The sequence below is a fragment of the Novosphingobium sp. genome, assembly GCF_037133355.1.
Lineage (GTDB): Bacteria > Pseudomonadota > Alphaproteobacteria > Sphingomonadales > Sphingomonadaceae > Novosphingobium.
Window position 1 is genome coordinate 77,715 of record NZ_JBAXOI010000013.1, and the last position, 21,904, is coordinate 99,618.

General features: G+C 66.3%; 11 protein-coding genes. 4 read left to right on the top strand and 7 right to left on the bottom strand.

Annotation, left to right across the window (positions count from 1 at the left end):
• Window positions 1-2: 2 nt before the first annotated feature.
• Together WCL10_RS13705 and WCL10_RS13710 are read right to left on the bottom strand one after the other, a co-directional pair.
• A complete protein-coding gene (locus WCL10_RS13705; protein ID WP_336896265.1) occupies window positions 3-1,049 on the bottom strand; it encodes an HlyD family efflux transporter periplasmic adaptor subunit in 1,047 nt (348 codons plus the stop codon).
• Window positions 1,050-1,080: 31 nt separating this feature from the next.
• A complete protein-coding gene (locus WCL10_RS13710; protein ID WP_336896221.1) occupies window positions 1,081-2,778 on the bottom strand; it encodes an ABC transporter ATP-binding protein in 1,698 nt (565 codons plus the stop codon).
• Window positions 2,779-2,897: 119 nt separating this feature from the next.
• Between WCL10_RS13710 and WCL10_RS13715 the strand changes: the two genes are divergently transcribed.
• A complete protein-coding gene (locus WCL10_RS13715) occupies window positions 2,898-3,809 on the top strand; it encodes a hydrogen peroxide-inducible genes activator (protein WP_336896222.1) in 912 nt (303 codons plus the stop codon).
• On the opposite strand, the gene WCL10_RS13720 is transcribed toward WCL10_RS13715, so the two are convergent.
• Genes WCL10_RS13720 through WCL10_RS13730 form a run of 3 tightly spaced genes read right to left on the bottom strand, consistent with a single transcriptional unit; the run spans window position 3,806 to window position 9,566 of the window.
• The gene (locus tag WCL10_RS13720) at window positions 3,806-5,212 is read right to left on the bottom strand and encodes a TolC family protein (RefSeq protein WP_336896223.1); all 1,407 of its coding nucleotides are present in this window, start codon (window positions 5,210-5,212) and stop codon (window positions 3,806-3,808) included. The two genes, WCL10_RS13715 and WCL10_RS13720, sit on opposite strands and share 4 nt — an antisense overlap.
• Window positions 5,209-8,388: a multidrug efflux RND transporter permease subunit gene (locus WCL10_RS13725; protein WP_336896224.1), complete on the bottom strand. Its 3,180-nt coding sequence runs from the start codon at window positions 8,386-8,388 to the stop codon at window positions 5,209-5,211. Before WCL10_RS13725 ends, WCL10_RS13720 begins: the two co-directional genes overlap by 4 nt.
• Window positions 8,388-9,566, bottom strand: a complete 1,179-nt coding sequence (locus WCL10_RS13730) for an efflux RND transporter periplasmic adaptor subunit (protein ID WP_336896225.1) — start codon at window positions 9,564-9,566, stop codon at window positions 8,388-8,390. Before WCL10_RS13730 ends, WCL10_RS13725 begins: the two co-directional genes overlap by 1 nt.
• Before the next feature lie 175 nt (window positions 9,567-9,741).
• Between WCL10_RS13730 and WCL10_RS13735 the strand changes: the two genes are divergently transcribed.
• Both WCL10_RS13735 and WCL10_RS13740 read left to right on the top strand, forming a co-directional pair.
• Window positions 9,742-10,224, top strand: a complete 483-nt coding sequence (locus WCL10_RS13735) for a (2Fe-2S)-binding protein (RefSeq protein ID WP_336896226.1) — start codon at window positions 9,742-9,744, stop codon at window positions 10,222-10,224.
• Between the two features lie 17 nt (window positions 10,225-10,241).
• Entirely contained in the window at window positions 10,242-12,431 is a 2,190-nt protein-coding gene (locus tag WCL10_RS13740) for a molybdopterin cofactor-binding domain-containing protein (protein WP_336896227.1), read from the top strand.
• A gap of 156 nt (window positions 12,432-12,587) precedes the next feature.
• Here the strand turns inward: WCL10_RS13740 and WCL10_RS13745 are convergent, their stop codons facing one another.
• Window positions 12,588-16,007, bottom strand: a complete 3,420-nt coding sequence (locus tag WCL10_RS13745; protein ID WP_336896228.1) for a LamG-like jellyroll fold domain-containing protein — start codon at window positions 16,005-16,007, stop codon at window positions 12,588-12,590.
• Window positions 16,008-16,111: 104 nt separating this feature from the next.
• Entirely contained in the window at window positions 16,112-18,652 is a 2,541-nt protein-coding gene (locus WCL10_RS13750; protein WP_336896229.1) for a glycoside hydrolase family 3 N-terminal domain-containing protein, read from the bottom strand.
• Between the two features lie 228 nt (window positions 18,653-18,880).
• Between WCL10_RS13750 and WCL10_RS13755 the strand changes: the two genes are divergently transcribed.
• Window positions 18,881-21,877: a TonB-dependent receptor gene (locus WCL10_RS13755; protein ID WP_336896230.1), complete on the top strand. Its 2,997-nt coding sequence runs from the start codon at window positions 18,881-18,883 to the stop codon at window positions 21,875-21,877.
• Window positions 21,878-21,904 lie beyond the last annotated feature (27 nt).

A 21,904-nucleotide genomic window follows, 5' to 3' on the forward strand; every position in this document is an offset into this window, starting at 1 on the left:
CGTCACTTCGGCTTGCCGGCCTTGAGCACGGTGGCATCGTCGTCCTTGGGCACGCCGGCCTTCGCATCCTTGCCGCTCATCGAGGCCTTAATATCCTTGCCAAATTCGAGCGGGAAGTCGTTGAGTTGGCGCCAGAGTTCATAGCCGACCGAGACAGTCTCCATCTGAATCCATCCGCGCACCTTTGCGCCGAGCTTGGTGAAGCGAAGGTCCGGCCAGGGGCGCTTGCCCGGCGCAGGTTCGATCAGCACGCGAAACAGACCGTTGCTGATGGACGTGGGATCGAGCCCGCGTACGCGGCCATCGAAGATGCCCTGTGCCACCGATGGCCATCCGCTGAACTGGATCGCGGGCCAGCCTTCGAATTCGAGGCGGACGTGCTGGCCGACGCGCACCAGCGCGATATCGCGGCCATCGACATAGAGCGCAACCGCGCGTTCGGCTGTTTCCGGCGCGACGGTGGCAAGGACCGTGCCGGGCGAGACGACACCGCCACTGAGCCCGGCGTTGACCGTCTGGATGCGGCCTGGGCGCGGCGCGCGGACAACTTGCGTCGACTGGCGCGCGAGCTGCACGTCGATGCGCTGGAGCTTGGCGCGCGATTCGGCGAGCTTGGCGCCGCCTTCGGCGACCTTGATCTGCGCCAGTTCATAATCGCGCCGGGCGATCAACCCCTCGCGCCAGAGCTGCTGGGTGCGGTTGACGTCGAGCATCGCCGTGGCGCGCGACTGGGTGACCGAGGCGATCTCCGCTTCGATCTGGGCGCGTTCGGCGCCGAGGCGGACGAGGTAATCGGGATCGAGATCGACCACACGGGCAATCGGCTGGCCGGCGGTGACCTGCTGGCCGTCGGAGACGTACCATTCGGCTATCCGGCCGCTGACCAGCGCCGAGACGTCGGCGGTGCGGTCATCGGGATTGAGCGCGACAACCTGCCCGTCGCCATTCGCGGTCTGGACCCAGGGCACGAAGGCCATGACCAGCGCGGCCGCGACGATGCCGATAATGACCAGCCAGGCGGTGATGACCGTGACCCGCGGCGTCCGCATCGCGGCAAGCGTGGGGAAATGCTCGATATGTTCAAGCCGATAGGGCACGTGCCGCCTCCCGATCCTTGACGTGGGCCTGAAGCTCGGCGGCCGAGGCGAAGCGGATCTGCTCCTGGCGGCCAAGCCACAGCCAGCCATCGAGCGCGAAGGAGCCCGGGCGCGCGGTGCACATGAGCACGGTGGTGCCGACCGCTTTCAGCCGTTCGAGCACGCCGAACAGCTGCGCCGGGGGCATGACATCGAACACGGGGGCGAGCACCAGCACCTTGGGCCGGGCGAGCAGTGCGTTGGCAAGCTTGAGTTCCATGACTTCGCCGACGGTGAGCGGCCAGCCCGAGGAGGCAAGCGGCGTATCGAGCCCATCGGGCAGCATGGCGATGCGCTCGCCGAGGCCGACCGCATCGAGCGCATCGAGAATGCTCTCGGCGGTCGCATCGGATACGGCGAGGTTGAGGTACTCGCGGATCGTCACCTCGACGATCGTCGGCCGGTCGAGCACGATCACTTCGGAGCGCAGCAGATACATGTTGAGCCCGCCAAGGTCGGAGCCGCCGACGGTGACGAGGCCGTGTTCGGGCGCGACGTGGCGCTTGAGGAGCAAGGAAAGCGTGCGCTCGACCCCCGGCTCGGGAACGGTGACAAGGCGTTCGCCGGCAGTCAGCGAGAAGTTGAGCCGGGTGCCGCCAAGCTGGACGTCGCGCAGCGCGATGGCGCCATCGCGCGGTCCCTGGGTGCTCGGGATGGGGAGCTTTTCCTGCGTGATGCCGTAAAGCAGCGAGAGTTCCTCGCAGCTGGCGACAAGATCGTAGAACGTGTCGAGATACCAGCCGAGCTGGCCGACGCCGTAGAACACGCTCGAAAGAATAAGCTCGGCACCGACGAGCTGACCGATGGTGAGCTCGCCCGCAAGAATGAGATTGCCGCCGAGCGCGAGGAGCGTGGCCGAGGCCGTGGCGTAGAGCATGAAGAAGGCCAGCGTCTGGGCGAAGCTGTAGCGGAAGTAGTGCTTGTGCTTGGCGATGTAGTTCGCGGTCACGGCCTCCGAGCGGTCCATCGCAAACCCGACATGGCGGCTCGACTTGTAGAAGCCGTTCGAGCTGCCGACGCTTTCCAGCCAGCGCGCGGTATCGTGCTTGGCGTGGGACAGTGCGACAGCGGTCGTCATCGAGCCGCGCGACCACATCAGCCAGATCACCAGCAACGCGAGCAGCAGGACGACATTGAAGGCTAGGAAGAACGGGTGATAGAAGCTGGTGACGATCAGGCCGACGGCCGATTGCAGCATGATCGTGAAGCCGCCGATGATGAGGCTGGGCACTGATTTCTGCACGACCGCAAGGTCGAAGAAGCGGTTGAACAGGTCCGCCCGGCGCGCATCGCCGAAGAAGGGATCGCGCGCGTGCACGGCGCGGATGGTGATTTCAGCTACAACTCGGGCGAAGAGGCGGCGCTCGAACAGGGTCATGATGTAGACCCGCAGCGTTGAAAGCAGCGCGACCATGAAAAGGAGCGCGAAGAGCAGGCCCGACAGTGTCCACAAGGGTGCGGGCAGCGCGGTATAGGCCACGCTGTTGATCAGAAGCTGGACCGAGATTGGTGTGGCGAGCGAAAGCAGGCCGATGGCAATGCCATAGACCGCCGCAAGACGCAGGTAACCTGAATCCGGCCCGATGATCTCGGCCAGCCAGCGCACTGCATCGCGCAGCTCGACACGCGTTGGTCCTGCCATGAAGTTCCCTGAACGTCCTTGAATTCGATTACCGGTGACGAACCATCTAGGCGTTGGCGGCCGATTGCGCCAATCAGAAGTCTTGCGAAGGCGCTATAGGCTGTGATTATATCCCCCGTATGCCGACGGTCCGCCAACTCCAGTACCTTGTCGCGCTGGCCGATACCGGCTCGTTTGCCGAAGCGGCGCGGATCAGCCACGTCTCGCAGCCGGCGCTGAGCCAGCAGGTGAAAGCGCTGGAAGAGCGGCTGGGAGTGCGCTTGCTTGATCGCTCGACCACCGGCGCGATCCTGACGCCGATCGGGCGGAGCATCGTGTCCAAGGCGCGCGGCATTCTGGCCGAAGTGCACGGAATCGAGGAACTGGCCCGCTCCGCCGCGACCGGGCTGACGGGCACGCTCAGAATGGGGACGACGCCCACACTGGGGCCCTATCTGCTCTCGCCGATCATCGCCGAACTGCACCGCGCCGCGCCGGGGCTCAGGCTCTATGTGCGCGAGGGGATTCCGGACGAGCAGGCGCGGGCGCTTTCGCGCGGGGACCTAGATGTGATGCTGGGGCCGCTGCCGATCCGGGGTGACGACCTTGAGGTGGAGCCGCTGTTCCGCGAGCCGTTGGATCTGGTCGCGGCGGTGGACAGCGAGCTGGCGCGCGGGCCGGTGGCGCCTTCGGCGCTGGCGGGGCAAGTGCTGCTATCGCTTGATACGCGGCACCACCTGCACCGCGAAACGCGCGATATCGCCGAGGCGCACCGGATGGAATTGAGCCCCGACTATGAGGGCACCAGCCTCGACAGCTTGCACATGATGGCGGCGTCCGGCCTTGGGCTCACGGTCCTGCCGCGGCTCTATCTGCAGAGCGATGTGGGCGGCCTTGCTGGCCTCGCGGTGGTCGATGTCGAAGGCTGGCGGGCGCACCGCTCGGTGGCGCTGGCGTGGCGGCGCGGGACAAGCATGGAAGCTGCTTTCCGCGTGATTGCCGAGCATGTGCAGCGCTCGGCGCGGCGTATGCTTGAGCGAGAGCTTGGTTAGGGCCGAGACGGGCTTTCCCAGCCGCCGCCCAGCGCCTTGAACACGCTGATCTGCGCTGCTGCGCGGTCTGCCTCGGCCTGGGCGAGGGCGGCGCGGGCCTGCGCGCGCTGGCGTTCGGCATCGAGCAACTGGAGGAAGCTGTCCGCGCCGAAGTCGAAACGGGTTCGTGAAAGGCGCGCCGCATCGGTGCTGGCGTCCATTGCGCGGCGCAGCGCCGCTTCGCGAGTGGCAGCGCCGCCGGCACGGGCGAGGGCCTGTTCGGCTTCCTTGAGCGCGTTCAGCACCGTGCCATCGAACCGGGCGAGCGAGCCGGTTGCGATCGCCTCGTTCTGCTTTACGCGGGCGCGGGCGGCGCCGTTCAGCGGGAAGTTCCAGCTGATCAGCGGGCCGACCGAATAACCCACCGAACCCGAATTGCCGAGATTGCTGAAGCGTGTGGCACCGAGCGAAACACTGCCGAGCAGTGTGATCGAAGGGTATAGTGCGGCAGTGGCGATGCCGATCCGGGCCGTGTCGGCGGCAAGGGCGCGCTCGGCCTGGCGCACGTCGGGACGGCGGGCGAGGAGGGTCTGGCCATCGCCCACGGGGAGCGGCTCGCTTGCCATGGGGACAGAGCGGCACTTCGCGGCGGGGGTATCGAGGATCGCGGCAGGTGGATCGCCGGTCAGGACCGCAAGCGCATAGATCGCGGCGCGGCGCTCGGCCTCGAACACCGGGACTTGTGCGCGGGCTTGCTCGACAAGGACGGTCGCGGAATCGACTTCGCTGCGCGTGCCGCGCCCGGCGGTGAGGCGGCGCTCGGTGAGATCGAGCGTACGGGCCTGGAGCGCTTCAGTCTCGCGCGCGACGTCGGCCTGTGCGCCAAAACCGCAGGCCGAGGCGTAGGCGCGCGCGGTCTCGGCGGCGACCGCGACGCGCGCGGCATCGATCGCAGCCTGCGCGGCGGCCGCATCGGCGCGCGCGGCCTCGATCGTGCGGCTGACGCCGCCGAACAGGTCGACTTCGTAGGAGGCATCGAAGCCCACCGAGAAGAAATCGTTGGTCACAGCGCGGCCAAAGGCGGGGATGACCTGGCGGCTGTGGCTGAACTGCGCATCGGCGCTGGTGGTGGGGAGGCGCGCGGCGCCGACTTCGGAGAGCACGGCCCGGGCGCGCTGCAGGTTGGCCGCGGCGGCGCGCAGGTCGGTGTTTTTCGCGAGGGCCTGGGTGATCAGCCGGTCAAGCTCCGGGTCCTTGAACAGGCGCCACCATTGCTCCGGCAGCGGCGATGGGGTGACCGCGCCGCTTTCGAGCGCTTCGCCAAGCCGCGCCTGCTCGGGCGGAAGCGGGGCAGGGCGCTGGTAATCAGGCCCGACCGCGCAGGCGGCAAGGAACAGGGGCAAGAGGGCGGCAAGGCGCTTCATCCCTCGCTCTCCGCAGGCGGCGGCACTGCCCGGCCACACCGCAACCAGCGCCCCACGCGGTCCCCGAAGCCCCGGCTGATGATGTAGAACGAAGGCGTGAAGAGCAGGCCGAACACCGTCACCCCGAGCATCCCGAAGAACACGGCAATGCCCAGCGCCTGGCGCATTTCAGCGCCGGGTCCGGTGGCAATGACCAGCGGCAGGGTGCCGAGAATGAAAGCGATCGAGGTCATCAGGATCGGCCGCAGGCGCTGGTGCGCGGCGCGCTCGGCGGCAGCACGCGCTTCCAGCCCGCCGTCCTCGCCCGCCCGCGCGAACTCGACGATCAGGATCGCGTTCTTGGCAGCCAGCCCGATCAGCACGACAAGGCCGATCTGCGTCAGGATATTGTTGTCGCGCCCCATCGCATCGACCCCGAGGATCGCGGCGAGCAGGCACATCGGCACGATCAGGATGACGGCGAGCGGGAGGACGAGGCTTTCGTATTGCGCGGCAAGCAGCAGGAACACGAAGACCACCGCGAGCCCGAAAACGAGAATGCCCGTATTGCCCGCCTGCTGCTGCTGGTAGGCAAGCTCGGTCCATTCATAGGTGAAGCCGGCGGGCAGGTTCGCCTTGGCAAGCTGGTCCATCGTGATCAGCGACTGGCCCGAGGAGAAGCCGCGCTTGGTATCGCCTTGCAGTTCGGCTGCCGGATAGAGGTTGAAGCGCACGACGCGGTAGGGGCCACTGTCGTTCTTCAGTGTCATCACCGCAGCGAGCGGGACCATGGTGCCCGAAGCCGAGCGGGTCTTGAGCCTGAGGATATCGCCGATATCGTCACGGTAGGGGGCGTCGGCCTGCGCTGTCACGCGAAAGGTGCGGCCTAGAAAATTGAAATCATTGACATATGTACTGCCAAGGTAAGTGCCGAGTGTCGAGAACACGCGCTCTACCGGCACGCCCATCTGCTCGGCGCGCTCGCGGTCGATCTCGGCCTTGAGGCGCGGGGTCTTGGTGTTGAACTGGGTGAAGACCGAATTGAGCCCCGGCTGCTGGTTCGCGGCCATCATCATCTTGAAGGCCGCGCCTTCAAGCGCGGCATAGCCTGCGCCGCTGCGGTCCTCGATCATCATCTTGAAACCGCCGCCGGTCCCGATACCGCGCACGGGTGGCGGCGGGACGATGAGCACCGCGCCCGCCGTGATCGAGCCTTCGGCCTTGCGCAGCTGGTTCGCGACCTCGTCGGCAGAAGGGCGGGTTTTGAAATCCTTGAGCGTGATGAAGATCGCGCCGGCATTGGGCGCAGAGGTGAAAGAGGCGCCGTCGAACCCGGCGAAAGCGATGGTGGTTTTCACATTGGGGTTGTCGCGCGCGATTTTCGCGGCCGCCTGCACGATCTCGTCGGTGCGCTGGAGCGACGCGCCCGGGGGCAGCTGAACCACGCCGATGAGGTAGTTCTGGTCCTGCGCCGGGATGAAGCCGGTGGGCGTGGCCCAGAAGCGCCAGCCGGCAATGCCCAGCAGCAGGACATAGGCAATGGCGATCAGCCCGAGCGAGCGCACCAGCCGCGCGGTCAGGCGGCCATAGCGCTGCGACAGCGCCTCGAACCGCCGGTTGAACCCGCGCGCGAGGCGCGTGGGCAGCCCCCGCCAGCCGGGCTGGGGTGCCGCTTCCTCTGCCCCGCGCGGCTTGAGGATCAAGGCTGCCAGTGCAGGCGAGAGCGTGAGCGAGACGAACGCGGAAATGGCGGTGGCGCTGACGATGGTGAGCGCGAACTGCTTGTAGAACGCGCCCGAGATGCCCGGGATGAAGGCGGTGGGAATGAACACGCCGCACAGCACCAACGCGATGGCGATCAGTGCGCCGGAAACCTCGTCCATCGTCTTATGCGCGGCTGCGCGGGGGCTGAGGCCTTGCTCATCCATCAGTCGCTCAATGTTCTCGACCACCACGATCGCATCGTCGACGACGATACCGATGGCGAGCACGAGCCCGAACAGCGAAAGGTTGTTGAGCGAAAAGCCGAAGGCGGCCATCGCGGCGAAGCTGCCGATCAGCGAGACCGGGATCGCGATGATCGGAATGATCGCGGCACGCCAGCTTTGCAGAAACACGAGAACGACGAGCGCGACGAGCACGATCGCCTCGAACAGCGTCTCTTCCACCGCGGCAATCGAGGCGCTTATGTATTCAGTCGGGTGGTAGGGGATTGAATAGATCATGCCCGGCGGGAACGACTTGGACAGCGCCTCCATTTCGCCGTCTACCGCCGCTGCGGTCTTGAGCGCGTTCGAGCCCGGGAGCTGCGAGACGCCGATGCCGATCGAAGGGAAAGAATCGCGATAGGCGTTGGTGCCGTAGTCCTGCGCGCCGAGCTCGAGGCGGGCAATGTCGCGCAGGCGGGTGAGGCGGCCATCGTCGGCGCGCTTCAGGATGATGTTGCCAAACTCCTCGGTTGAGGTGAGGCGCCCTTCTGTCTGGATGCCGAGCTGGAAGGCGGTGCCACCCTGGTTGAACGGCGGCTGGCCGACCGAGCCTGCGGCGACCTGCGCGTTCTGCGCGCGGATCGCGGCGACGATCTCCTCGACAGTGAGGTTGCGGCTGGCGGCGGCATCGGGATCGATCCACACGCGCATGTTGTAATCGCGCGCACCGATGATGCGGACCCCGCCCACGCCCGGCACGCGGCTCAGCCGGTCGACCACCTGCAAGGTCGCGTAGTTCGCCACGTACTGGTGGCTGAGCGACTGGTCGGGCGAGTAGAGGTTGATGACCATGAGCAGGTCGGGCGAGTTCTTGCGCACCGTGACGCCGATCTGGCGCACGGTCTCGGGCAGGCGCGGTTCGGCCGTCGCGACGCGGTTCTGCACCAGCACCTGCGCCTGATCGATATTGGTGCCGGCCTTGAAGGTGACCGTGATCGAGACATTGCCGTCGCCGGTGGAGGACGACTGCATGTAGATCATGTTCTCGACGCCGTTGATCGCCACCTCGAGCGGGGCGGCAATGGTCTCGGCCAGCGTTTCGGCGTTGGCGCCCGGGTAACTTGCCGAGACGACCACGGTGGGCGGGGCGATCTCGGGATATTGCCCAACCGGTAGCGAGGGATAGGCGATCGCACCGATGATCACGATGAGAATGGACAGGACCGCCGCGAAGATCGGCCGGTCAATGAAGAAATGCGGCACGCGCATTACTTGGCTGTGGCTTCGGCTGCCGCCGGGGCCCTCAGCGCCGAGGAGGCGGGCAAATCCGCCGCGGCCCGGGGCTTGAGCGGGATGATCCGCACATCGACGGCCATGCCCGGCTGAAGCCTGGCGAGCCCGTCGAGCACGACTTTCTCGGTCGGGGCGAGTCCGGTCTTGATGACCCGCAGCCCCTCGACCAGCGGGCCGGTCTCGACCGGGCGCTGCACGGTCTTGCCGTCCTTGCCGATGACATAAACGAAGCGGCGGGTCTGGTCGGTGACGATCGCCTCATCCGGGACGAGCAGCGCGCCGTACGTGCCCGACCCCAGCAGGCGGGCGCGGCCGAACATGCCGGGGACGAGGAAACCGTTCGGGTTGCCGACTTGCGCATAGGCGCGGATCGTGCCCGAATTGCGGTCGATCGCATTGTCGACGAACTTCATCAGACCGTGCCAGCGGTAGCTCGTCTCGTCCGCCAGCTTGATGTCGACGGGATTGGGGGCGTAGCGCGATGACTCGCGCTCGCCGGCCTGCGCCTGGCGGACGTATTTGAGGTAGAAGCTTTCCGCGCCTTCGAAGGCAAAACGGATCGGGTTGATCGTGACGACACGGGTCAGCGGCGTCTGCCCGGCGGCGACATAAGTGCCGATCGAAACGCGCTTGTCGGAAATGCGGCCGCTGATCGGTGAGCGGATCACGGTGAAGGAGAGATCGAGCGCACGGGCATCGAGTGTGGCCCGGGCGGCACCGGCCGTGGCCAGCGCGCTGCGCAAGTTGGCTTCCTTGGTCTCGAACTCCTCGCGGCTGATCGCCTGTGCTTCGACCAGCTTCTGCGCGCGGGCAAGCTCGGTGCGGGCATTGGTAACGAGCGCTTCGGCTTTGGCGAGATCGGCGCGGGCCTGCGCGGCAGCGGCCCGATAGGGGCGCGGATCGATGGTGAAGAGCACCTGGCCCTTGGCGACTTCGACCCCTTCGCGGAAATTGACGCTATCCACCGTACCCGAAACGCGGGGCCGGATCTCGACATCCTCCACCGCCTCGAACCGACCGACATAGTCGTCCCAGTCGACCACCTGACGTTGCAGCGGCAAGGCAGCGGAAACATGGGGCGGCGGCGGTGGCGGCGGGGCCGAGGGCGAGCAGGCGGCAAGTGCCGCAGGGGCTAAGGGAATCAAGCGGCGCATTCTTGACCTTGGTAGGGTGCGCAGGCTGCAATGGCAATCAAGCCTGCGTGGTTCCTTAAGGATTACCCCTTGGGGTCTGCGGTGGCGGGGGTTTGCCAGTACCTTGGCTGTGGCGCGGGGCGATATAAGTTGCTACAAGCAACGCAATCGCACGGGATCTAGGGGAGAGGACAGCGTGGCAATCGAGGCAAAGGTCAATGGCAAGCCGGTGAGCTTCGCGGTCGAACCTGATACCCCATTGCTCTGGGCGATCCGCGAGGAGCTGGGCATGACCGGCACCAAGTTCGGCTGCGGCATTGCCGCCTGCGGGGCTTGCAGCGTGCATATCGACGGCGAGATCACCCGCTCGTGCAGCGTGCCCGTCGGCGATGTGGCGGGCAAGTCGATCACCACGATCGAGGGACTTGGCGGCGTGGATGGCGCGCTGACCGCGCTGCAGCAGGCATGGATTGCGCATCAGGTGCCGCAATGCGGCTATTGCCAGTCGGGCCAGATCATGGCCGCCGCCGCGCTTCTGGCGAAAACGCCGAAGCCGACCGATGCCGATATCGACGCGGCAATGACCAATATCTGCCGCTGCGGGACTTATCCCCGCATCCGTGCGGCGATCCACGACGTGGCCGGCACTGCCGCCGCGCCCGCAACCAATCCGGCCTGAGGAGCAAGCACATGGGCATGATCCGCAGAACATTCCTGATTGGCGGCGCGGCATTGGTGGGCGGCGGCATCTTCGCAGTCCAGTATGGCGACAGCTCGGCCAAGTCCCAGGCAGCCAAGCTGACTGACGGCAAGGACGGGCACAATTTCGGCACCTGGCTGCGCATCGGCGAGGACGACACCGTCACGATATATTCGCCGCATACCGATATCGGGCAGGGCTCGAACACCGGCCTTGCGCAGATGCTGGCCGAGGAACTCGATGCCGACTGGAGCAAGCTCTCGGTCGTTTCGGCCCCGGCGGAATCGGCCTTCGCCAATGCCGTGCTGGGCAAGGGCTTCCTTTCGGAAATGAGCGGCTATCCGGGCATCATCGGAGCGATGCCGATGTCGCTGCTTGGCATGGTCGCGCGCCAGATCAATCTGCAAATCACCGGCGGATCTTCGGCGCTGCGCTTTACCGGCCAGCAGGGCTTGCGCGTGCTGGGTGCGGGCACGCGGGCCGCGCTGATCGAAACGGCGGCGGGTCGGCTGGGCGTACCGGCTGGCGAGCTGACGACGGCGGACGGCAAGGTTGTCCATGCCAAGAGCGGCAAGTCGCTGCGCTATGGCGAGCTCGCTGCCGAGGCAGCGACGCGCAGCCTTTCGACCAAGGTCGCGCTGAAGGATCCCAAAGACTTCAAGCACATGGGCAAGTCGATCCCGCGCTTTGACATTCCCGCCAAGGTCAACGGCACGGCGCAGTACGGCATGGACGTGGTGAAGCCCGGCATGCGTGTTGCGACCGTGATCGCGGCGCCGGTGCGTGGGGGCAAGCTGCTTTCCGTCGATCCCGCGCCGGCCATGGCGGTTTCCGGTGTCGAGAAGGTCATCAGCCTCGAAGGCGCGGTGGTCGTGGTGGCCAAGGGCTACTGGCAGGCGCTGAAAGGCGCCCGCGCGCTGGCGCCCAAGTTCAGCGACGGCGGCCATGGCGCGATGTCTACCGCGACGATCTTTGCCGAGCAGGACAAGCTGCGCGCCGAGGGCAAGCCGACAAAGACTGTGGGAGAGGGCGACGTCGATGCCGCGCTCAAGGCCGATGGCGCGAAGGTGCTGGTGGCGGACTACAAGATGCCCTTCCTCCACCACGCAATGATGGAGCCGTTCGCGCTGACCGCCCATTACAAGGATGGGCACCTCGATCTCTGGGGCGGGATGCAGGATCCGCTCGGCGCCAAGGCGGCAGCCGTCAGCGCGGCGGGCCTGAGCGCGGACAAGGTGACGTTCCATCCGATGCTCATCGGCGGCAGCTTTGGCCGGCGCCTGCCAATGTACATGGAGATCGTCGATCAGGTGGCGCGCGTTGCCATGCAGGTGCCATTCCCGGTCAAGCTGATCTGGTCGCGCGAGGAGGAAGTGTCGCAAGGCGCATATCGTCCGCAGAGCTCGGCGAAGCTGACTGCAGCGCTCGGGCCGGACGGCAAGATCACCGCATGGCGCAACGATTTCGCCCAGCCGGAAGACGGTCTGCGCGAAGTGCCGTTCTTCTATGACGTGCCGGCGGTGGCGCGGCGGCATTTCAAGCAGGTGTCCAACCAGACTGTGGGCGCTTGGCGCTCGGTCAACGCGACGCAGCACGGCTTTACCACCGAGAGCTTCATGGACGAGATGGCCCATCTGGCGGGCGTCGATCCGGTCGAGTTCCGCCTGAAGCACCTGAAGCCCGGGCGGCACCGCACGGTGCTCGAGGAAGTCGCGAAGCGCAGCGGCTGGGGCTCGCCGCTCGAGCCGGGCCATGCACGGGGCGTCGCCGTGGTCGAATGCTTCAACACGATTGTCGGCCAGGTGATCGAGGCTTCGCTCGCGGAGGACGGGAGCCCCAAGGTCCACAAGGCTTTTGCGGTGGTCGATTGCGGCATGGCGGTGAACCCGACTGCGGCCGAGGGGCAGATCCTCGGAGGGCTTGTCATGGGTCTCTCCTCCGGCATCGGCGAGGCGATCACGCTCGACAAGGGCGCGGTGCAGCAGAGCAACTTCAGCGATTACGAAGTGCTCAAGCTGGCGAATGCACCGACGGTCGATGTCCACTTCATCAACAGCGGCGGGGAGATGGGCGGGATTGGCGAGCCGGGCCTGCCGCCAGCGACGCCTGCCTTGGCGAACGCGCTGTTCGCGCTGACCGGCAAGCGGGTGCGGGCGCTGCCGATCAAGGATCAGGCGAAAGCTTGAGGCGCGCGTAAACGGGACCCCGGGGCGCACCCGGGGTGTTCTTTCCTTTCGTTCGTCATTCCCGCGAAGGCGGGAATCCAGGGCCGCAAGCGCCGTGTTCTGCCGCTCTGGATTCCCGACTTCGCGGGAACGACGAGGGTGGCGAGAGGTTGTGCTTTACGGCGCGATTTTCGCAGCACCTTCCGCAATATTCCAGCCCCGGATCGCAATGCTGGCCGGCTTGGCGCTGGCGGGCACACGCACGGTGAGCGTGCGCTCCTCACCGGGCATCAGCGAGACGTAGTTGTCCTCGAAGTAGGCCGGAAGCACGCGCGCGCCGGCCTTGTCGAGCACTGTGAGCTTGATCGCGAGCGCGGGGGTTTTGCCGGTGTTGGCAAGTATCAGGGTGAGCGGGCGGTCGCTGCCTTGCGGCTGGCCCGCTTGCGCCTTGAGGCTGATCGTGGCGGCGGGCATCGCGCCCAGCGCGCGGTAAGCGGCGGGGTCGCGGCCGCGCCAGTAGAGGTTGCGGCTGAGGACCGCGCCTGACTCATCGACGAGGTCCAGCGCGACAAGGACCATGCCGCCGTCTGCCAGAAGCGGAGCAAGATCGACCGGGGGCAGCGGGGTGGCGGCGTTGGCGGGGGCGGACAGGGTGTTCTCGCGCTGAAGCAGTGTCCGGCCTGCGAGATCAGTCACGCGGACCTTGGCGGTGAGGCCGGGCAGCTCGCTGCGGGTCGTGTTGATCACCATGGGCTCATTGCCCGGCAAGTTGAGCTGCACATGGACCGGTTCGGCCCCCGCGCGCGCGCCGTAGTAGGCGGCGTGGGCGTCCATGTCCGAGCTGTAAAGCTGCCAGGCGTTCGACGGCCACGAGGGGTGGGTCATCCAGAACAGGCGGCCGGAGTTCTTTGTCCAGAGATGGCCGACGAAACCCTCCATCATCGCCTTGTGCGTTTCGAGGTTCATCATCTGCGCCTTGCGCTCGAAATCGGCGAGGCTGGTGGAGGGCCCGAACATGGTGTTCAGCGTGTCCATGAAGGTGCGGGTGTCGCCGTTCCCGCTGAAATGCCAGTCGTGATAGGCCATGGTATCGCCGAGCGGCCAGCGGTCCGCGGGAGGCACGCTGGCCTCGATCGCCTCGCGCGTGGCGAGCGAAGGCGTGCCGGTCTCGACCGAGAAGCCCGAGGCGAGATCGGTGAAATAGCCTTCGGGTGGCCGGTAGTTGTAGGGACCGGAGCCTTGCAGGTTCACCACGTTGGACGAGCCGGTATACCAGCGCGTGCCGTCAAGCTTCGTGACCAGCGCATCGAGGCCTTCGTTGAGCGCAGGGTAGGGGACGCCCTCGTTGCGGCCGAACCAGACGACAATGCTGGGATGGTTGCGGTAGCGCGCGATGGTGTCTGCCGCGTTGGCGAGGAACAGCTGCGGGTCTTCGGGCTCGATCTGGAAATCCTGCGTCGATTGCCAGAAGTCGTTGAGGATCATCATGCCGTTCTCGTCGGCAAGGTCGTAGAACGCGGGCTCAGTGCTGTTGCCCATCCAATTGCGGATCACGTTCATGTGCGCTTCGCGCTCGAGGCGGAAATAGGGTTCGAGCTCGGCGCTGCCGAAGCGCTGCATTGCATCGTCCATGCCCCAGCTGCCGCCGCGCGCGGCGATCCGCACGCCATTGACTCGCAAGGTGAGATGGGGGAGCGCGATGGAGGGCGGGACCGGGCGGACGGCGGGAGATTTCTCGCCAGAGGCGGTCAGGCTTTGCACCCAGCCGAGCGGGGTCTGCTTGATGGCGGCGTGGCGCACGTCGACTAGGGGGAGTTCACCGGGCTTTGCGTCGGTGGGATCGACTTCGACGCGATTGAGGCGGCCTTCATGGTCGAACAGCGAGAGTTCGTAGCTGACCTCGCGGATGCCGAAGAGCAGGGTACGGGTGTCCGAAGGCTGGCCGTCTGCGGCGGCAGTGAGTGTGAGCGTGTAGAGCGCGGGATCGCCGGAGCCGTTGGGCCACCACAAGCGCGGATTGGCAATGCGGAGCGCGGGGTCGGTTAGCGGGGAGAAGGTGACTGTGGTTTCACCGGGAGCGGCGGTTACGCTGCGGGTGAGAGTGATTTCGCCGATCTTCGCGGTGACGGTGAGCGATGCGGGCTGGCTGGCGGCATTGATGATGGGAACGGTGATCGTGACATCCGCGCTGTCGGTGCGCGGCAAGGGCAGGTCGGTGACGACGTGCGGGTCGCCGATACGGACAGGGCCGGTGGCTTCGAGGGTGACGCCTTGCCAGAGACCAGTGTTGCGGTCGCGGATGCCGGGGATCCAGTCCCAGCCTTCGGTGGCAACAAAGGTCGGGCCGTCGATGGCGAGTTGGCCGCCGTTTTCGCCGACGCCGCCTTTGACCGACTGTTCGTGCGGGATACCGGGGTGGGGCGGGGGGCTGACGCGAAGCGCGACGACGTTCTCGCCCGCTTGCGGCATGAAGGCAAAACGGCCGCGGGTGAAGGCGCCTTTCATGGTGCCAACTGCCACGCCGTTGATCCAGACTTCGGCGGCGTAGTTGATCCCGTCGAAGCGCAGCGCCAGCGCCTTGCCGGCGGCTTCGGGGGGCAGAGTGAAGCTGGTGCGGTACCAGTAATCCTGCCGCGCGAGGCTTTCGGGGATCGCGAGGTTGTTGAGGCCGTAATAAGGATCGGGATAGACGCCGCGATCGACCATCGTGGCGAGTACGGTGCCGGGGACGCGGGCGGCGAGCCATTTGGCGGTATTGACGCCGGGGCGGGAAAGCGCGGCGCCGTCGGCCTGCGCAAGTTCTGGCGCGGGGGTCAGCTTCCAGCCGTTTACCTGCCACTGGCCGTGCGCTGTGGGGGCAAGCGCGGGCTGCTGCGGCACAGACATGGCGCGCGGGGCGCTGGGCGGGGTGGCGGCGTGCGGGAGCAGCCAGGGGTCCTGCTGTTCGGTGAGGCCGATATTGGCCTTGCGCTGAAACGGCCAGCCGACGCCGAGTTCGCGGAACTGCACGGCGGCGAAATCGGGGCGCGCGGCGAAGAGCATCGCCGGATCAGGCGCGCCATCGTTGACGGTTGCCGAAGCGAGCGCGCCTGCGAAGTGCGGGCGGCCCACGATGGGCGGCGCAATGGCGATGCGCGGGAGCGCGGCAGGGGCGGCTAGTGCTTGTTGAGCCGCGAGCTTGCCATCGATCAGGAGGCGCACGGTGGTGCCATCAAACACCGCGGCGACGTGGGTCCACTGCCCGGCATTGAGCACCTGCGGAGCGAGGACGCGCGCCGGGCCGATCCGCAGGGCAGGGCGGTCATCGACAAGGACGAGCGCGCGGCACTGAGCGCAGGCATCATCACCGATCACGATCAGCGCAGCCTCGCCGGACTGGATCCGGTCCGCGCGGATCCATGCGGCCATGCCGAAGCGCGCGCCTGCTTTGAGCAGAGGGCTTGCCTCGGGCAGCGGGCGTTCGGCGCCGATCCCGCCTTCGAGGACGCGTACGTTCCAGGGGCCTCCATTGTCCGGCACTTCGGCGCGGAGCGGGAACGCGAGAAGCGCGCTGGCCGCAAGCAACGCAGGGGTTATGCGGTGCTGGAATCGGGTCATCTCAGCTCTCTCCCCTGGCGCGCGAACCTTGCTCGGCCACTGCACATATGACAACGCAATCAATTGATCGTCTCATAGCCATATTTAAATGCATAATAAATGCATTATTTCGGCACTGCCATGCACCTTGCCACCACATCGCCATGCGTGCCGAGCGTCACGCTGGCAAGGCCGAGCGACAGTGGCCCTCTGGTCGCGAGCACAAGCGGGCTGGTAACGGCGCTGCGGTTGGCGCCGGCGGGAAGCAGGCACTTGAGCGGCACCGCGAGCGTCTGCCATGAGCCCGGCGGCAACGCCGCGAGCTCGGGCAATGCGACCGGCGCGGCGCAGGCCTGAGCGCCGCAGCGCGCGGAGAGCATGACGGGTGCACCGGGCCTGGTATCGAGGCGCAAGGTGATCAGCAGCATGACATCGCCGTTGGTCTCGCGCGAAAGGTCCTGAGGCGTATCGGTTTCGAGCGCGATCGCGGCGGATTGGGGACCGGCGCTGATTATGGTCCGGCGCGCGCCTTCCTGCACGTCTTTGTCGATCGCGGTGATCGCGATGCGTCCGCCGGGCGTAGCGGCGGGCACGGGGCCGACCACGTGGGGCGCGGCGCCGGGGTCGGTCAGGACGAGCTGCCAGCCGGCGGCGGCCTGTCCGCGCTGGAGGAAGACACCGGGGATTGCTTCGGCAGGCACGCCGGGGTCCTCCAAGAGCGTTGTCCAAGGCGCGACGCCATCGGCCATGGAAAGGCCGTAGCCGAAGGCGAACAGGGCATCATCATCGGTGCGCGCACTCCTTGGCCAGGCCATGGGCAGGCGGCCGGTAAAGTCCGCGCCGTCCTTGGCAAAGAGCACATCGGCAAGACCGCCGCCTTCGGAGCCGGGGAGCCAGGCGACGACGAAGGCATCGGCCGCATTGAGTTCGCGGTTCACGAAGAGCGGGCGGCCGGTGACCATTACCGCGACTACGGGAATGCCTTGTGCAGTCAATGCCTTCATCGTGGCGAGCGGGCCGGTGAGATCGGCACGCAATTGGAGCGAGTGGAGATCACCCTGGAATTCGGCGTAGGGCTGTTCGCCGAAGACGACCACAGCGGCATCGGGTTTCTGCGTGAAGTGGCCATCGGGTGCGAGTTCCGCGCTCCCGCCGCCCGCCTCGGCTGCCGCCTTCAGGCCCTGCCAAAGCGTTGTGGCGCCGGGGAAGAGCTTGTTCGAGAGGCCGGTGCCCTGCCAGCTGATCGTCCATCCGCCGGACTGGCGCGCGACATCGTCTGCCCCGTCGCCCGCGACAAGCAGGCGCGTGCCCTTTCGCAACGGGAGAGGGCCGGTGTTTTTCAGCAGGACCAGCGACTTGCGCACCGCCTCGCGCGCCACGGCGCGGTGTTCGGGGCTGCCGAGGAGGTTCCATTGGCCCGCCAGTGGACGGCTGGAAGGCGCGCCCATTTCGAACAGGCCGAGGCGGAGTTTGACGCGCAGGATGCGGCTCACGGCATCGTCGAGCCGGGCCATGGGGACGGTTCCGTCCCGGACTTGCGCCAGCAGGCTCTGGTAAAGCGGCTTCCAGCTGTCGGGCGCCATGTACATGTCGACCCCGGCGAGCAGCGCTTGCGGGCAGCTTGCGTTGGTGCAGCCGGGGATCTGGCCGTGGGCGTTCCAGTCGGTGACGACGAAGCCGCCGAAGCCGAGGCGGTCCTTGAGCACATCGGTGACGAGGCCCTTGTTGCCGGCGATCTTGACGCCGTTCCAGCTGGAGAAGCTGGTCATGACCGTGGCGACGCCGTTCTCGATCGCGGGGAGATAGGGCGCCCCGTGGACGAGGCGCAGCGTGGTCTCGTCGATCTTCGCGTCGCCCTGATCGTGGCCGCCTTCGGTCGCGCCATCGGCGAGGAAGTGCTTGGTGCTGGCGATCACGTGGGGGCCGGCGAGCACGCGCGCGGTGGTCGGCGGACCCTGCAGGCCGCGGACCATGCGGCCGACGTAGCTGGCAACAAGCCCGGGATCGGACGAGTAGCCTTCATAGGCGCGGCCCCAGCGGTAATCCTGCGGGACGGTGACGGTGGGGGCGAACGTCCATTCCTGCCCGGTGACGCGGATCTCGGCGGCGGTGGCGGCGCCGATCCTTTCGATGAGATCGGGATCGCGCGCGGCGCCGAGGCCGACATTGTGGGGGAACAGAGTGGCGCCGATGATGTTGGAATGGCCGTGGACTGCATCGGTGCCCCAGATCACCGGGATCGCCGGGCAGCCGGGGCGGCCACGAATCGAGGCGGCGTGGAAGGCATCGGCAAGCTTCAACCATTCAGGCGCGGGCGCGAGGTCGTTGCCGCCCGGACCCGAGTTGCCGCCATTGAGCACCGAGCCGAGATTATAGCGCGCGACATCCTCCGGCGTGAGGCTGGCGATATCGCCCTGGATCACCTGACCGACTTTGCAGGCGGCGTCCATCTGGCCAAGAAGCGTGGAAATCCGGGCTTCATCCACGGCGGTGTTGACCTTGGGCCAGGCGATTCGCGCCCAATTGCCCGGATGAACAGCGGCGGAGGCGGGTAGGGCAGCCGATTCGGGGCTAGCGGCTGGAGTCGCAAGCAGGCCCGCGGGCACAAGCCCGGCCGCGAGGGCCATGGTCCATGCAATCGCAGCAATGGGCGAAATCCGCTTCATTCCTAGGCTTTCCTCTCCGCTTCGCGGGCTCGCAGGCGACCCGAGCTGATTTAATAATGAACTATGATGAGATAATTTCAATGACAACGTTGACAATACGGCGGTGATGATCGTATTTCAACCATGCCACACGCATCCGGCATGACCCTGAAGCGGGGGCCGGAGTACCAGAAAGCGGCAGCATACCTCCGAACCGGGGGCTGCCGCCCAACACGGAGGGGAGAGTTCATGTCTCAGGGTAATGCACGGGCGAGGACCGTCCTGCTCGGCGCCGCATCGACGCTGGCGCTGTTCGTCGCCGGCCATGCCGCCGCGCAAACGGCACCGCAGCAGACCGCGGGGTCAGCCAATGCCGCCGCCGACGATAGCGGCGCACCGGCGATCGTCGTCACCGGTTTCCGCCAGTCACTCGCCGCCGCGCTCGATGCCAAGCGCAACTCGAACCTCATCATCGAATCGGTGAGCGCCGAGGACATCGGCAAGTTCCCCGATCAGAACATCACCGAATCGCTGCAGCGCCTGCCCGGCATCCAGATCGACCGCGAAAACGGCCAGGGCACCAAAGTGCGCATCCGCGGCCTCGAGCAGAACGTGACCGTGCTGAACGGCGAGCTCTTCGTCACGGGCCAGGAGGTGTTCAAAGTGGGCGAAGGCAACTTCACCCGCACCGACAGCCTCGAAAGCGTGCCCTCGGAATTGATCGGCGGTGTCGAGGTGTTCAAGTCGCCCAACGCCTCGCTGCTCGAGGGCGGCCTTGGCGGTATCGTCAACCTCAAGACGCGCAATCCGCTTGATCTCAAGAACGGCCTGACCGTGGCGGGCAACGCGCGGCTCAACAAGGCCAAGGGCATCGACGGTTGGAAGCCGACCGGCGCGCTGGTGGCGAGCTACAACTTCAACGACAAGATCGGGATCATCCTCTCGGGCAGCTACAGCAAGACCAACGGCCACTACGACATTCTGGGCGGCGAAAACCGCGGCAACTGGGCCTTCGGCGCAGGGCGCCGCGATACCGCGACGGTGCCGACCAACTACTACGCGCCCGAATACCGCTACCTCACCGACCGCGACCAGTACCGCACGCGCTGGGGCGTTTCGGCAGGCCTCGCCTTCCGCCCGACCGATACGCTGAGCATGGACCTCAACTATTTCCACTCCGATCTCAAGGTGGACACGCGCGAGGGCTCGGTGAAATTCCCGTTCGGCCAGGGCGAATCGCTCGGCCTGCTGCCGGGCTATGAGATCGACAGCAACGGCGTGCTGGTGAAGGGCACGGTGCGTGCACAGTCGGCCGAGGCGATCTCGGTGGTGGACGTTAGCACGATCAAATCGGACAACGTGCAGTTCAACACCAAGTACGACAACGGCAGCAATTTCCGCGCGACGGTCGAGGCGACCTACTCGAACGGCAAGCTCTTCCGCGACGTGGCCAACAACGACGTTCGCTTCACCAAGTACACCGTGCGTCAGGGCACGGCGGGCGGGCCATTGGTGGGCGGCACCGCGCTCAACAGCGCCGCGCCGGCAACCTTCGATTTCACCTACAGCAATGGCGAGCTGCCAAGCTTCGGCATTGCGCAGAACAGCCCGCAGGACCTGTTCAGCAACCCGGCCTACGGCTTCTTCAAGTCGCACTGGGCCTTCGGGGACCGCTCGAAGATCAAGGGCCACTCGATCCGCACCGATTTTGCCTGGGATGTCGATCCTGCGGAAAAGGGCAAGATCACGCTGAGCGCAGGCTTCCGCTATGGCCAGCGCACGGTGGACTTCACCTCGGGCCGCTATCTGGCCGACTATTCCGGCAAGGGCGAGATCGACGCGACCAAGATCCCGCTCGCCGAGCGTGACCCCACCTTCAACTACAACTACACGCCCTATGGCTACTTCCAGGACGGCGCGATCGGCTACAAGATCTGCGACCTGCCCGAAGCGAACAAGCCCGCCGCCTTTGCCGGTTGCAGCCGCTTCGGCAATTCGCCCGCGCTGATCACGCCCTATGACACGTTCACCAGCAATGCGGGCCGGGTGGAAACGCTGGTCAACCCCAATGTTCCGGGCGGCAAGCTGCTGATCCAGAACCGCGCGCAGATGGTGAATGCGCTGAAGTGGATCCAGAACCTCTATCCTTCGACCCCGTTCAGCTTCTTCCAGGATCCGCTGCAGACCTTCAACGTCAAGGAAGAGACCAAGACCGGCTACATCATGGCCGATATCGGCGGCAAGGATGACGGCTTCCACGTCAACGTCGGCCTGCGCATTGTCGACACCAAGCTGAAGGTCGACCAGAACCAGGGCACCGCGAACCCGACCTTCTGGGGCACGGACAGCTGGAACGGCGTGGTCAAGGACTTCGACACGACGAGCGTGCAGCGCTCGTACACCGACTTCCTGCCGAGCGTGAACGTGGTCGTGGATGCCTCGCAGGACATCAAGGTGCGTGCCTCGGCCGCGCGCGTCACCTCGCGTCAGCCGCTGTTCGATCTGGGCCGCGGTTTCGCCACCGACTTCACCCGCGACGCCGCCACCGACAAGTTCCTCTTCACCAGCGGCAGCCGCGGCAACGCCGGCCTCGATCCGTTCCGCGCCTACCAGTTCGACATCGGTGTCGAATACTACTTCGGTCGCCAGGGCCTGCTCTCGGCGGGCGTGTTCTGGAAGGAAGTGGACAGCTTCGTCGTAACGCAGACCGTGCCGGTCTTCGTCAACGACCAGGCGGGTGGGCGTGTCGGTCCGGTCTCGCAGCCGGTCAACGGTTCGGGCGGCCGGGTCAAGGGCTTCGAACTGGCGGCGCAATATGCCTTCCCGTTCGGCCTCGGCTTCACGGCGAACTACACCTTCTCCGACACCAGCACCGAGTTCAGCAACGACTTCGAGACGGGTCTGCCGCTGCCGGGCGTTTCGAAGCACTCGTTCAACGGGCAGGTCTACTTCGAGAAGAGCGGGTTCGCGGCGCGTGCCTCGTACTCCTGGCGCTCGAAGTCCTACCTCGGCAACTTCGGCTTCGGCGATGGCGGCGTGACGCGCACGCTTGGCATCTATCAGAAGCCCTATGGCCAGCTCGACGGGCAGATCTCGTATCAGGTGACGCCGCAGTTCAACGTGTTTGTCGAGGGCATCAACCTCAACAAGGAAAACACGAAGACCTACCTGCAGTTCCCCGAACTGCCCTTCCGGTATGAATCGGGTTCGCGCCGTATCTTCGCGGGCGTGAAGTTCAACTTCTGACGGCTTGCTCCACTCCCTCGGAGCCGC

Bases quoted from the DNA above. Each gene is read 5' to 3' on its own strand.
- WCL10_RS13725 (WP_336896224.1), bottom strand. From the start codon at position 8,388: ATGCGCGTGCCGCATTTCTTCATTGACCGGCCGATCTTCGCGGCGGTC.
- WCL10_RS13745 (WP_336896228.1), bottom strand. From the start codon at position 16,007: ATGACCCGATTCCAGCACCGCATAACCCCTGCGTTGCTTGCGGCCAGC.
- WCL10_RS13715 (WP_336896222.1), top strand. From the start codon at position 2,898: ATGCCGACGGTCCGCCAACTCCAGTACCTTGTCGCGCTGGCCGATACC.
- WCL10_RS13730 (WP_336896225.1), bottom strand. From the start codon at position 9,566: ATGCGCCGCTTGATTCCCTTAGCCCCTGCGGCACTTGCCGCCTGCTCG.
- WCL10_RS13750 (WP_336896229.1), bottom strand. From the start codon at position 18,652: ATGAAGCGGATTTCGCCCATTGCTGCGATTGCATGGACCATGGCCCTC.
- WCL10_RS13720 (WP_336896223.1), bottom strand. From the start codon at position 5,212: ATGAAGCGCCTTGCCGCCCTCTTGCCCCTGTTCCTTGCCGCCTGCGCG.
- WCL10_RS13740 (WP_336896227.1), top strand. From the start codon at position 10,242: ATGATCCGCAGAACATTCCTGATTGGCGGCGCGGCATTGGTGGGCGGC.
- WCL10_RS13705 (WP_336896265.1), bottom strand. From the start codon at position 1,049: ATGCGGACGCCGCGGGTCACGGTCATCACCGCCTGGCTGGTCATTATC.
- WCL10_RS13710 (WP_336896221.1), bottom strand. From the start codon at position 2,778: ATGGCAGGACCAACGCGTGTCGAGCTGCGCGATGCAGTGCGCTGGCTG.
- WCL10_RS13755 (WP_336896230.1), top strand. From the start codon at position 18,881: ATGTCTCAGGGTAATGCACGGGCGAGGACCGTCCTGCTCGGCGCCGCA.